Consider the following 14,055-nt stretch of genomic DNA (forward strand, 5'->3'; position numbering starts at 1 on the left):
TCCATGACACCGCTCTCCCGGGAACTCCTCATCATCAACAAACGCGGCCTGCATGCGCGCGCTTCGGCAAAGTTTGTCCAGACGGTCGATGCCTTCGATGCAACGATCACCGTTTCCAAGGACGGCATGACGGTGGGCGGCACGTCCATCATGGGCCTCATGATGCTTGCGGCAAGCCCAGGCTCCAGCGTCATCGTTTCGGCCACCGGCAATCAGGCCGTTGAAGCGCTGGACGCCCTTGACCAGCTGATCCAGAACAAGTTCGGCGAAGAGATCTGACCTTCGCGACATATAAAGATATAAAGACTTCTTTATATCCCCGTTGCCTTCACGGCCGAAGCCTGCTAAACGGCGGGCATGACGTGCATCCCGCACCCGTTCCAACCGTTGCGGTCATCGTCGCGCCTTTGCGATGTGTTTGAGACGTTTTCAGCCTGGAGAGCCTTATGAGCACTGAAAAAGATTATGTCGTCGCCGATATCGGCCTTGCGGATTTCGGCCGCAAAGAAATTTCGATCGCCGAAACCGAAATGCCGGGCCTCATGTCGTGCCGCGCGGAATTTGGCGAAACCAAGCCGCTGAAGGGCGCGCGCATCACCGGTTCGCTGCATATGACGATCCAGACCGCCGTTCTCATCGAGACGCTGGTGGCCCTCGGCGCCGAAGTTCGCTGGGCCTCGTGCAACATCTTCTCGACGCAGGACCATGCCGCGGCAGCCATCGCGGCGGCCGGCATTCCGGTCTTCGCCGTCAAGGGCGAATCCCTCGTCGATTACTGGAACTACACCGACAAGATCTTCCAGTGGACCGATGGCGGCTTCTCCAACATGATCCTCGATGACGGCGGCGACGCCACCATGTACATCCTGCTCGGCGCGCGCGCCGAAGCCGGTGAGGACGTTCTCTCCAAGCCGCATTCCGAGGAAGAGGAAATCCTCTTCGCGCAGATCAAGAAGCGCCTGGCCGCAACGCCCGGCTGGTTCACCAAGCAGCGTGAAGCCATCAAGGGCGTCACCGAAGAGACCACGACGGGCGTCAACCGTCTCTATCAGCTCAGCCAGAAGGGCCTGCTGCCCTTCCCAGCCATCAACGTCAACGATTCCGTCACCAAGTCGAAGTTCGACAACAAGTACGGCTGCAAGGAATCGCTGGTTGACGGTATCCGCCGCGGCACCGACGTGATGATGGCCGGCAAGGTTGCCGTCGTCTGCGGTTACGGCGACGTCGGCAAGGGTTCTGCCGCTTCGCTTTCCGGCGCCGGCGCCCGCGTCAAGGTGACGGAAGCCGATCCGATCTGCGCCCTGCAGGCCGCCATGGACGGTTACGAAGTCGTTCTGCTCGAGGACGTCGTTTCCTCCGCCGATATCTTCGTCACCACCACCGGCAACAAGGACGTCATCCGCATCGACCACATGCGTCAGATGAAGGACATGGCGATCGTCGGCAATATCGGCCATTTCGACAACGAAATCGAAGTGGCGGCACTGCGTAACCTGAAGTGGACGAACGTCAAGCCGCAGGTCGACCTGATCGAGTTCCCCAAGGGCAATCGCATCATCCTTCTCTCCGAAGGCCGCCTCCTGAACCTCGGCAACGCGACGGGCCATCCGTCCTTCGTCATGTCGGCTTCGTTCACCAACCAGACGCTGGCGCAGATCGAGCTCTTCACCAAGCCCGGCCAGTACGAGAACAAGGTCTACATCCTGCCGAAGCACCTCGACGAGAAGGTCGCGCGCCTTCACCTCGACAAGCTCGGCGTGAAACTTACCCAGCTCAGCGAAGAGCAGGCTGCCTATATCGGCGTGAAGCCGCAGGGTCCGTTCAAGTCCGACCACTACAGATACTGATTTCATCTTCGATATCCACAAGATGTGGTGGCCCCGGCATTGACAAATGCCGGGGCTTATTTTTTAGGCGCTCTCTTTCCGACGATTCCCTTCCGAAGTATTGTTTTAAGACTTGATTCGTGGCTTCGGAGCTCTCCGTTTTCCACGAAAATGGGATGTCTTGTCGTGATGCGGCACATTAAAGGACGGAGACATACCGCGGATGTCGGAAATGAAACACAGCCTGCCCGGACAGGCGGAGGATAGCGCTTACGCCGCTGACCGCCCGCTTCAGGCAGGCCAAAAACATAGGTTTGCCACGGCCCCTGTGGCCGCAAGGCAAAGGCCGTGGTCTTTAGCCCGTATTGCGAAGCTGTGCGCTGCGAGCACCGCTGCCGCCCTACCCGCCTGGCCGGTTCTGGCGCAGGCGCAGCCCGGCATTGGCGCATCGGCACATCTCTTTACCTCTTCGCAGGTTGTCGGCCTTTCCGTCGTCATAGGCGTCATTTCGGCTGCGCTGCTTTCGACGCTCTGGCTGGTGCGCCAGCGCGGCAATCTCGAAAATGAAAGCCGTGAGATCCGCTCGGCACTTTCGGATGCGCAGCAGCGCATTTCACAATATCAGGCGCTCATTGCCGACAAGAACCGGCGCATCGTCATCTGGGACGGCGTCGCCCGGCCGGAACTGCTCGGCCAGCTTCCGCCGGAAACCGGCGCGCCGCAGGACAACGAATTCCTCGCCTTCGGCCTCTGGCTGAAAGCGCGATCGGCATCCGAGCTGGAGCGGGCGATCGGCCGCTTGCGCGAGCAGGCCGAGAGCTTCGACATGGTGGTCGAGACCATTCGCGACGAAGTGCTTGAGGCACAGGGCCGGGTTTCCGGCGGTCGCGCCTTCGTCCGCTTCGTGGCGCTCAACAATCTGCGCGCCGAACTTGCCGAGTTGAAGATCGAGCGGGATCGGCTGATGACGTCGATTTCCGCGTTTCAGAGCATGCTGGACGCCATCGACATGCCTGCCTGGCAGCGCGATACGGCCGGCCGTCTGACCTGGGTCAACCATGCCTACGGCGACGCAGTCGAGGCGCAGTCGCCCCAGCAGGCAATCAACGAGGGCCGCGAGATCCTGACGACGATCGCCCGCGAGCGCATCCGCGCCACGGCGACGCCGGAATCGCCGTTTCACGATACGATCTCAACCGTCGTGCGCGGCAACCGCACCTTTTTCGACGTCGTCGACGTGAAGGTCCCCAGCGGCTCGGCAGGCATTGCGGTCGACGTTTCGGATGTCGAAGCGGTGCGCGCCGAACTGGAACGCACGCTGAAGAGCCATGCCGAGACGCTCGACCATCTGGCAACGCCGGTTGCCATCTTCGACGGCGACCGCCGGCTGCAGTTCTACAATCAGGCCTTCGTTTCGCTCTGGGAACTCGACATCTCGTTCCTCGAAAGCAAGCCCGACAACAGCGAACTTCTGGAGCGCCTGCGCGCCGCCAAGAAGCTTCCTGACCAGCTGAACTGGAAATCGTGGAAGGAAGCGGCGCTTTCCGTCTATCGTTCGCTCGATACGCAATCCGACCTCTGGCACCTGCCAAACGGGCAGACGCTGCGTGTCTTTGCCACCGCGCATCCGCAGGGCGGCGCCACCTGGGTTTTCGAGAACCTGACCGAACAGGTCGATCTCGAGACGCGCTACAATACGCTGGTAAAGGTGCAGGGCGAGACGATCGACCACCTTTCGGAAGGTGTTGCCGTCTTCGGCCCCGATGGGCGCATTCGTCTTTCCAACCCGGCCTTCCGGGCTCTGTGGGGCATTACGGAGACGGAGGCCAAGCCCGGTACGCATATCCGCACCATCGGCGAAGTCTGCGCGCCGTCCTATGACCAGCCCGACGGCTGGAAGACCTTTGCCGAGCTGATTACCAGCTTCGACGACGAGCGGCGCTCCAGCCAGGGAACGCTTGAGCTGCTGTCCGGCCTCGTGCTCGACTTCGCCGTGATCCCGCTGCCGAACGCGCAGACCATGCTGACTTTCGTCAACATGACCGACAGCGTCCGGGCCGAACGGGCGCTGACGGAAAAGAACGAGGCGCTGCGCAAGGCGGACGAGCTGAAGAACGATTTCGTGCAGCACGTCTCCTACGAGCTGCGCTCGCCGCTGACGAACATTATCGGCTTTACCGATCTGCTGCGCACGCCGGGCGTCGGGTCGCTGAACGAACGGCAGGCCGAATATATCGACCATATCGCCACTTCCTCCTCGGTGCTTCTGACGCTCGTCAACGACATTCTCGATCTTGCGACCGTCGATGCCGGCATCATGCGGCTCAACTATGCGGAAATCGATCTCGCCGACCTGCTCGACGACGTTTCCATGCAGATCGCCGATCGGCTGCAGGAAAGCGGTGTTTCGCTTGAGATCACTGCACCTGCCTATCTCGGCTCGATCGTCGCCGATCCGCAGCGGCTGAAGCAGATCCTGCTGAAGCTTCTCGCCAATGCCGCCAATTTCTCGCCGGAAGGCGCGTCCATTTCGCTGGAATGCCGTCGGGAAGGCACGGATTTCGTCTTCTCCGTCCGCGATCGCGGTCCCGGTATTTCTCCCGAAATGGTCGCCACGGTCTTCGATCGTTTCGCAACCGGTGCGAAGAGCGGCAAACGTGGCGGCGCCGGGCTTGGACTTTCGATTGTGGACAGTTTCGTCAGCCTGCATAATGGCGAAGTCAGCATCGACAGCGAGCCCGGAAAGGGGACGACCGTGACCTGCCGCATCCCTTCCATCAACCTGCCGCATTCCGTCGCCGCCGAATGACGCAAGGCGACGTGATTTCGCTTCTACTGGAAGACGAGGCGGCAACGCTCCGCCTCGGCAACGATCTGGCGCTTGCCTTGAAAGCCGGCGATTGCCTGGCTCTCTCCGGCGATCTTGGGGCGGGAAAATCCTCCCTCGCACGCGCCTTCCTGCGCACAGTGGCCGAAGACGACGGGCTGGAAGTTCCAAGCCCGACCTTCACCCTCGTGCAATCCTACGAGCTGCGGATCCCGGTTTCACATTTCGATCTCTATCGGCTCGGCGACCCCTCGGAATTGACGGAACTCGGTTTCGATGAGGCGCTCGAAAACGGTATCTGCATCGTCGAATGGCCGGAAATGGCGGAAGGCGAACTGCCTGAAGGGCGCATATCGCTGCGGCTCGAACACGAAGGCAGCGGGCGGCGGGCCACGATCACGGCGCCGGAGCAAAGTGCGTCCCGTATCCGGCGCGTGCTCGCGATCCGCAGCTTTCTCGCCGATGCCGGCTATGGTGACGCCGAACGGCGGTTTCTGACGGGCGACGCATCGCTTCGCGCATACGAATATTTCCATCTCGGCGACGGCAGGCGGAAAATCCTCATGGACTGGCGGCCGCCACCCGAAGGGCCGCCGATTTATGACGGCAAGCCCTATCCCAAGGTCGCCCACCTGGCGCAGGACGCCTATCCTTTCGTCGCGATCGCCGATGCGCTGCGCGAGCGGGGCTTTGCGACGCCGAAAATCGAGAAGGTCGATTACCAGCAGGGCATCCTGCTGATCGAGGATCTGGGCACCGAGGGCGTGCTGGACGATGAAGGCAGGCCGATCGTCGAGCGCTACCGGGAAAGCGTCGCCTGCCTTGCCCATCTTCACTCGATGCAGATCCCGCAGGATATCCCCGTCACGGCCACGCACACCCATCACATTCCGGAGTTCGATCGCACGGCGATGAAGATGGAAGTGCGTCTTCTGCTCGACTGGCACATTGCCTGGAAACGCGGAGCGCCTCCTTCAGATGCCGAGCGCGAGGAATATCTCGCGATCTGGGATCAGCTGATCGACGAGCTGCGGTCGGCGGAAAAGACCCTGCTTCTGCGTGATTTTCATTCGCCCAACATCATCTGGCGGGAGCATGAGAACGGCGTCCGCAAGATCGGCCTCATCGACTTTCAGGACGCGATGATCGGCCCGGCTGCCTATGACCTTGCCTCCATCGTCCAGGACGCACGTGTGACGATCGAGCCCGACCTCTTCCGCCTGCTCATGGCCTATTATCTTTCGCTCCGGCGCGCGCAAGGCGGTTTCGACGAAGCCGGATTCATGAAGGCATGGGCCATCATGTCTGCGCAGCGCAACTGCAAGCTTGCCGGTCTCTGGGTGCGGCTCCTGCAGCGGGACGGCAAGCCCGGCTATCTGCAGCACATGCCGCGCACGCTTGCCTATCTCAAAGTGGCGCTGGAACATGAGACGCTTGCCCCCTTGCGCGAATGGTGCACAAGGGCTGGAATACTGCCAGTCGAATCATAGATCCGGACCAGCATGACCATCAGACAAGCCATGGTACTGGCCGCGGGCCTCGGAACCCGCATGCGCCCGATTACCGACACTATTCCGAAGCCTCTGGTGAAGATCGGCGGAAAGCCGATGATCGACTACGCGCTGGATTCGCTTGCCGAGGCCGGGGTCGAACAGGTTGCCGTCAATGTCCACCATTTTGCGGACCAGATGGAGGATCATCTGAAAGGCTATCGCGGGCTGGATATCCTCATTTCGGACGAGCGCGATGCGCTGATGAATTCCGGCGGAGGACTGGCGAAAGGCCTGAAGCTGCTTCGGCGGGAACCGGTTTTCGTCATGAACGCCGATCTTTTCTGGATCGGGGAGCCGGTCGGGCGGCCGAGCAATCTGCGGCGCTTAGCCGGATTCTTCGATGCCGAACGTATGGATATGGCGCTGCTCTGCGTGCGCATCGAGGACACGACGGGCCATAACGGCAAGAACGACTTCAGCCTCGCTGCCGATGGCCGGCTGACGCGCTATCGCGACGATCCGTCCAACCCGGTCGTCTATGCCGGTGCCATCGTCATGAGCCCCGCGCTGCTCGACGATGCGCCCGAAGAGGCCTTCAACCTGAATATCTATTTCGACAAGGCGATCGCCCGCCGCCGGCTCTTCGGCATGATGATGGAAGGCCATTGGCTGACGGTCGGCACGCCTGATGCAATTGACGATGCAGAGGAGACGATCCGGCGGTTCCGGACGTTTGCTTGATCGATGGCGGAGCGGCACCGGCCACGCATTTTGACGATCCCGTCCGGTCTTCCCTTCCTGAAGACGCTGGCGAGTTCGCTTTGCGACGGGCGGCTGACGCCGCTTTTCCGGCATGATGCCGCCGATCCTCTGTCGCTCGCCAAGGTGACGATCTATCTGCCGACCCGGCGCGCCGTGCGCGTGCTGCGTTCGGAATTCGTCGATCTGCTCGGCGGCCGTTCGGCGATCCTGCCGGTTATCCGGCCGCTCGGAGAGACGGATGACGACAGCGGCTATTTCGACGAGGCGCTGCCCGCGACGATCGATCTTGCCCAGCCATTGTCCAATACCGCGCGCCTTCTGGAACTGGCGCGGCTGATCCTTGCCTGGCGCAACAAGCTGCCCGAGATCGTCCGGCATATCCATTCGGAATCGCCCCTTGTCGCGCCGGCAAGCCCAGCCGATGCCATCTGGCTTGCCCGCAACCTGGCGGAACTGATCGATTCGATCGAAACCGAGGATCTTGCGTGGTCCGACCTCGGAAAGCTCGAGACGGGCGACTATGCGGCCTGGTGGCAGCTGACGGCCGAATTCCTGCAGATCGCCAGCGCGTTCTGGCCGGAGCGGCTGGTTGAACTTGGCCGCTCGTCGCCAGCCCGACACCGCAACGCCATTCTGCGCGCTGAAGCCGGCCGGCTTTCGGCGACAAGACCTCCCGGTCCGATCATCATTGCCGGCTCGACAGGTTCGCTTCCTGCCACGGCTGATCTCATCGGTGCGGTGGCGAACCTCCCGGAAGGCGTGATCGTGTTGCCCGGCCTCGATCTTTCCATGCCGGAGGAGCATTGGCGGCTTGTCGCCCCCGACCTCCTGCCGGGTCAACGGGCCAATCCGGCGAGCCGCACACATCCGCAATATGGTCTTTCCGTCCTGTTGAAGCGCCTGAAGCTTACCCGAGAGGATGTCCAGCCGATCGATGACGCAGAGGCCGACCTGCGTTCACGCGCGGAAGTTCTGTCGCGCGCACTCACGCCATCGGAGGCCACGAGCAGCTGGGGCGATTGGAAGAAAAACCTGCCGGAAGGAACCATCGCGGCGGCATTCGCCGACGTATCGATGATCGAGGCCGCCAACGAACGCGAGGAAGCGACGGCGATTGCCGTTGCCCTGCGGCTGGCGCTGGAACAGCCGGGGGCAGATGGCGAAAGCCGGGCTGCGCTTATTACGCCGGACCGCAATCTCGCCCGCCGCGTCATGGCGGAGCTCTCCCGTTTCGGCATTCTCGCCGACGATTCGGCCGGTACCCCACTTTCGGCAACTGCGCAGGGCACGCTGCTGCAACTGCTTCTCGAAGCGACGCTGCGTCCTGGCGATCCCGTCGCCATCGTTTCATTGCTCAAACACCCGCTTGCCCAGTTCGGGCTGGAACGCAGCTTTCTGACTGCGGCTGTCGAAGCGTTGGAGTTGCTGGCCCTGCGCGGCGGCACGGCGGAAGTGAATATCGGAGCGCTCGAACGGCTGCTCGACCATCAGCTTTCGGAGCAGGCACTCGACAGACATGCGCCGGTGTGGCGCAAATCGCTGCCATCCGGGGCGACGGACATGGCCCGCACATTGGCGCAGAAAGTGGAACGCGCCGTGGAGCCGCTCGTATCGGCGCTCGCACTCCATCGCAGGAACGGTGATGGCCCGGTCACGGGCATCTCGCTGTCGCAATGGGCCGAACGGACGGGCCGTGCTCTTGAAGCTGTTGCGGCCGGCGAACACGGCAATCTGGCGAGCCTCTGGTCCGGTGAGGCGGGTGACGCCCTGGCGAGCCTGCTTGGCGAAGTGATCGATACCGACGGCCAGATGGATGCGGACGGTCCGCAGTGGATTGATATCATGCAGGCGCTGTCGGCCGGACATGCCGTCAAACCCGGTGCGCTGAGCCACCCCCGCCTCTTCATCTTCGGTACGCTGGAAGCACGCCTGCAGAATGTCGATACGCTGATCCTCGGCAGCCTCAATGAAGGATCGTGGCCGGGTCAGACTGCCAACAATCCCTTCGTCTCCCGTATGATGAAGACGGAAATCGGGCTTGAACCGCCGGAGCGGCGCATCGGCCAGCTGGCGCATGACTTCGAGATGGCGAACGGCACCCGCCACCTGATCTATTCGCGCGCGTTGCGGCAGGGTTCGACCCCGACCGTCGCCTCGCGATGGCTACAGCGGCTGCTGGCGCTTGGCGGCGAGGATTTTGAAGAACAACTGCGCGAGCGGGGTGCGCGTTTCGTTCACTGGGCGAACCAGATCGACCTCGGAGACAATCAGGCGCCGGCACAAAGACCGTCTCCAAGGCCGCCGCGCGAGTTGCAGCCCAAGTCCTATTCCTTCAGCGAAGTCGGCCGGCTGCGCCGCGATCCCTATGCGATTTATGCGCGGCGCGTTTTGCGGCTCGATCCCGTCGATCCGTTCAACCGCGATCCGGGCGCAGCGGAGCGGGGCACGCTTTACCACAAGATCATCGACCGCTTCGTCCGCGAGGGCCATGTCGCGGGAACGCCCGATGCGGCAGCGGCGATGGAAACCATTCTGACGGAACTCTTCGACATGGAGAAGCTGCCGGCGCATATCGACGCGGTCTGGCGACCGCGTTTCCGCGAGGTTGCGCGGGCCTTCCTCACCTGGGAAGCCGGGCGGCAGACCGACGTGCAGAAGCGGCTGACCGAAGTGAGAGGTGGTGTCGAACTCGACGGGATCGATATCCGGCTCACCGGGGTCGCCGACCGGATCGATATCAAGGGACCTAACAGCGCGGATATCATTGACTACAAGACCGGCTACAATCCCTCTCCGACCCAGGCCCGAGCCCTGCTCGACCCGCAGCTTGCGCTTGAGGCTGCAGCCCTTCAGGCCGGAGCCTTTCGCGACGCCGGCAGCCTAGTGCCGAACGATCTCCTCTATGTTCGCCTGCGGCCGGGCAGCCGCTTTCTGGTCGACAAGGTCAACAATGAGGAGGCCAATGGCGACAAGGCAAAATCGGCGATGCAGCTTGCCGAGGAATCGATCGACCAGCTGGTGAAATTCGTCAGCCTGCTGCAGTCGGGCGAAAAAGGCTTTACCTCGCGGCTGATCCCTGCCCAGCAATTCGATTTCGGCGGCGATTACGACCATCTCGCACGCGTTGCGGAATGGGCAACCGCAGACCCTGACGGAGGCGGCGATGATTGATCCGACGGCGCTTCCCGAGGGCGACGATCCCGGCACGTGGATCAGCTGGACGACGATCCAGCAGGCGATTGCCTCCGATCCAGCCCGTTCGGCCTGGGTGTCGGCCAATGCGGGTTCCGGCAAGACCCACGTGCTGACGCAGCGGGTGATCCGGCTGCTGCTTGCGGGGGCGCGGCCTTCCGCCATTCTCTGCCTCACCTATACGAAGGCGGCGGCCTCCGAAATGTCGAACCGCGTCTTCGAACGACTGGCGGAATGGGCGATTTTTCCGGATGAGGAACTGGCCAGGCGCATCACCCAGATCGAAGGTCGTGAGCCGGATTCTCTGAAGCTGGCGGAGGCAAGGCGACTGTTTGCCAAGGCGCTGGAAACGCCGGGCGGGCTGAAGATCCAGACGATCCATGCCTTCTGCGAGGCGCTGCTGCACCAGTTTCCGCTGGAGGCAAATGTCGCCGGTCATTTCTCCGTTCTGGACGACCGGGCAGCCGCGACGCTGCTTGCCGACGCGCGCCGCTCGCTCTTGACGGCGACGACCCCCGACAATGACCGGGATCTCGCCGATGCCTTCGCCTATGTGCTCAATCTCGGTGACGAATCCGGGCTTGAAAATCTGCTCGGCGAGATCGTTGCCAACAGAAATGCCATACGCCGTTTCATGCTGGCAGCCGAGCCGCATGGCGGCGTCGATCGCCTGCTTCGCACAAAGCTTGGCCTGTCGCCCGACGATACGGAAGAGGGTTTGGCTGAACGGTACTGGCCCTTGCCGGGGCTGACGGGTGCGGCACTGGAACTTTACCTTTCGCTCGCCGGTTCGAAGGGCGGGGCGAAAGCGCAGGACGTTGCCGACGGCCTGCGTCGCGCCGCCCGCGAGCGAGATGCAGCCGCACGTTCGCAGATTCTGGAGAAGGTCTTCCTCACGTCGAAAGGTGAGCCGAAGACGGACGGGCAATTTCTCGTCAAGGCGATGCTTGCCGAGGCGCCGCAGCTTGCCGATGCGATCGCCTCCGCACGTGCGCATGTCGTCAGTTGCCGCGACCGGCTGAAAATGATGCGGATGCATACGGCGACCCATGCCGCCCTCGTGCTGGCCGACCGCCTGAACCGGGACTACGAGGAGCTGAAGAAACAGCGCAGCCATCTCGATTTCGAGGACCTGATCACACGCACGGCCGACCTGCTGACGAAGAGCGGTGTCGGCCCGTGGATCCATTACAAGCTCGATCAGGGTATCGACCATATTCTCGTCGACGAGGCACAGGATACCAGCCCCATTCAGTGGAGCGTCATCCAGTCTCTGGCGGAGGATTTCTTCTCGGGCGAAAGCGCGCGGCCGGTCGTGCGAACGCTGTTTGCCGTCGGTGACGAGAAACAGTCGATCTACTCTTTCCAGGGCGCGCGGCCGGAACGGTTTTCAGAGGAAAAGGAACGAACGCAGCGCCGGGTGCAGAACAGCGGGCTCGATTTTTCTACAGTTCGCCTGCCGCTCTCCTTCCGCTCCACGTCCGATGTGCTGCTGGCTGTCGACCATATCTTTACGCCCCCCGAGAACGCGCGCGGGCTCGGCACCGAACCTGTGGTGCATCGCTCCAGCCGTATCGGCCACCCCGGTGCCGTCGATCTCTGGGACATGGTCGTTCCCGATGTGGTGGTGAAGGACGAGGACTGGACGGCTCCTTTCGACGCCACACCCGAAAGCGCGCCGGCCGCCATTCTGGCGCGGCGCATCGCCCACGCGATCGGTACGCTTGTCGGCCGCGAAACGATCATTGAAAAGGGCAGGGAGCGCTTTATCGAGGCCGGCGATATCCTCGTCCTCGTTCGCAAGCGCGACGCCTTCGTCAATGCGCTGACACGCGAACTCAAACGGCGCGGCGACATTCCGGTCGCCGGCGCGGACCGGCTGGTCCTGACCAGCCACATTGCCGTGCAGGACCTGATGGCACTTGGGCGTTTTCTCCTTCTGCCGGAAGACGATCTCTCGCTTGCCGCCGTCCTGAAAAGCCCGCTCTTCGATCTCTCGGAAGAAGATATTTTTACGATCTCGGCGCGGCGCGGCGACCAGGAGAGCGTCTGGCAGCATCTTCGCAAACATGCGGCCGACGGCCATGAACGATTTTCCGCAGCCGTTGCCAGGCTGGAACTCTTCCTTGCCCAATGCCGAAGCTTTTCGGTCCACGACTTCTATGCGCGGGTGCTCGGCAGCCATGGCGGCCGGCGGCAATTCCTGGCGCGTCTCGGCACTGAGGTCAGCGATATTCTCGACGAATTCCTGACCTTTGCGCTCGATCACGAAACGTCCGGCCTGCCCGGCCTGCAGTCCTTCATCTCGACGCTGGAGCTTGAAGCGCCCGAAGTGAAGCGCGAGCAGGACAAGGGGCGAAACGAGGTGCGCATCATGACGGTGCATGCGTCCAAGGGGCTGGAGGCGCCAATCGTCTTCCTGGTGGATGGGGGGTCCAAGGCCTTTACCCACACGCATCTGCCGAAACTCCGGTTGATCGACACCCGGCCGGACGAGCCGCCGATGCCCGTCTGGATTCCGGTCAGCGACCTTGGAAATTCGCTGACGATGAATGACGCAGCGCGCATCCAGTCGCTTGCCGAGGAAGAATACCGGCGCCTGCTCTACGTCGCGATGACACGCGCCGCCGATCGGCTGATCGTTTGCGGTTATCGCGGGGTGCGCCTGAACAACGACACCTGGCATATGATGATTTCTGCCGCGCTCGATGCGGAACATCCGCATGTCGAGAAGACGACCTTCTCAAGCCCGGACGGAGAATGGGACGGCGCACGCTGGCGCGTGCCGCAGGTCGAGCGCAGCTTCGAACGGATGGATCAGGCGCCCAAACCGGAGACCATCGAAACGGTCCCGCCGGACCTCTTCCGCCCTCTGCCGCCGCAGAAACAATTGCCGCGGCCGCTCAGCCCTTCCGGTGCGGGAACCATTATCGATGAGGAGGCCGACGATCTGCTGGTGACATCACCGCTCTTCGGCGACCCTGAGAGCAGCGATCGGTCGCTGGAAAAAGGCCGGCTCATTCACCGGATGCTGCAAGCCCTGCCCGATATTGCTGCGGAGGAGCGGGCCGAGGCGGCAAAACGCTATGCCGAGCGCGCAGCGCGATTCTGGCCGCCGGCGGAACGGCAAGCTCTGATCGATTCGGTTGTGAGGCTTTTGGAAGACCGGAGGCTTCAGCCTGTGTTCAATGTTCATGCACAGGCGGAAGTCTCGATCATGGGAACATTGACGCTGGAGGGCCGGGACTATGCGGTTTCCGGCCGCATTGACCGGCTTGCGGTCCTGTCCGACAGCGTCGTTATCATGGATTACAAGACAAACCGCGTCCCGCCAGCGAGCGAAGAGGCCATTCCCTTTGCGCACAAGGCCCAGCTTGCGATCTACCGGGAAATCCTGAAACCGCTCTATCCGGCCAAACGGATTGATTGCATGCTGATCTATACGGAAAATGCGAGCATTCACTCGCTCAGCGAACAGGCCCTGGCTTCGGCACTTGCAGGACTCAACACAAAGTGAAATATCGGACATTGAAATTCCGGCACCGCACCCTCACATCTTGTCCAACAGCAAATTCCGGTAAAGGAGCAGCCTATGGCTACCGTTAAGGTCGATATCAACAATTTCCAGTCGGAAGTTCTGGAATCCGCAGAACCCGTCGTCGTCGATTTCTGGGCCGAGTGGTGCGGTCCGTGCAAAATGATTGCTCCGAGCCTCGAAGAAATCGCGACGGAAATGGCTGGCAAGGTCAAGGTTGCCAAGCTCAATATCGACGAAAACCCGGAACTGGCAGCCCAGTTCGGCGTTCGCTCGATTCCGACGCTTGCGATCTTCAAGGGCGGTGAAGTTGCCGACATCTCTGTCGGCGCAAAGCCGAAGACGGCGCTTTCCAACTGGATTTCCAGCGCATCCTGAGGATATCGACAGTCCAATACGAAAAGCCCGGTACTCGCCGGG

Annotated in this window: 8 protein-coding genes; all 8 read left to right on the forward strand. The window is 62.1% G+C overall.

The genetic code is table 11. The features are described from left to right. The first annotated feature begins 3 nt into the window (after window positions 1-3). A complete protein-coding gene (locus ACU8HS_RS09120; RefSeq protein ID WP_112562628.1) occupies window positions 4-279 on the forward strand; it encodes an HPr family phosphocarrier protein in 276 nt (91 codons plus the stop codon). A 167-nt stretch (window positions 280-446) separates the two neighbouring features. After that, a complete protein-coding gene (gene ahcY / locus ACU8HS_RS09125) occupies window positions 447-1,847 on the forward strand; it encodes an adenosylhomocysteinase (RefSeq protein WP_447015787.1) in 1,401 nt (466 codons plus the stop codon). A 202-nt stretch (window positions 1,848-2,049) separates the two neighbouring features. Further along, complete coding sequence (locus ACU8HS_RS09130; RefSeq protein ID WP_113413155.1) at window positions 2,050-4,635, forward strand: sensor histidine kinase; 2,586 nt, start codon at window positions 2,050-2,052, stop codon at window positions 4,633-4,635. Further along, window positions 4,632-6,143, forward strand: coding sequence for a tRNA (adenosine(37)-N6)-threonylcarbamoyltransferase complex ATPase subunit type 1 TsaE (gene tsaE, locus ACU8HS_RS09135; protein ID WP_113413156.1), 1,512 nt, complete (start codon window positions 4,632-4,634; stop codon window positions 6,141-6,143). The genes ACU8HS_RS09130 and tsaE overlap by 4 nt, the downstream gene beginning before the upstream one ends. A gap of 12 nt (window positions 6,144-6,155) precedes the next feature. After that, complete coding sequence (locus tag ACU8HS_RS09140; RefSeq protein ID WP_447015788.1) at window positions 6,156-6,887, forward strand: nucleotidyltransferase family protein; 732 nt, start codon at window positions 6,156-6,158, stop codon at window positions 6,885-6,887. A 3-nt stretch (window positions 6,888-6,890) separates the two neighbouring features. Beyond that, a complete protein-coding gene (addB, locus tag ACU8HS_RS09145) occupies window positions 6,891-10,079 on the forward strand; it encodes a double-strand break repair protein AddB (RefSeq protein WP_447015789.1) in 3,189 nt (1,062 codons plus the stop codon). Next, window positions 10,072-13,617 carry a double-strand break repair helicase AddA gene (gene addA, locus ACU8HS_RS09150; protein ID WP_447015790.1) on the forward strand — a complete coding sequence of 1,182 codons (3,546 nt, stop codon included), beginning with the start codon at window positions 10,072-10,074 and terminating at the stop codon, window positions 13,615-13,617. The genes addB and addA overlap by 8 nt, the downstream gene beginning before the upstream one ends. A 75-nt stretch (window positions 13,618-13,692) precedes the next feature. Then, entirely contained in the window at window positions 13,693-14,013 is a 321-nt protein-coding gene (gene trxA, locus ACU8HS_RS09155) for a thioredoxin (protein ID WP_112755932.1), read from the forward strand. The last annotated feature ends 42 nt before the right edge of the window (window positions 14,014-14,055 follow it).

It is taken from the genome of Rhizobium sp. KDH_Rht_773_N (assembly GCF_052946295.1).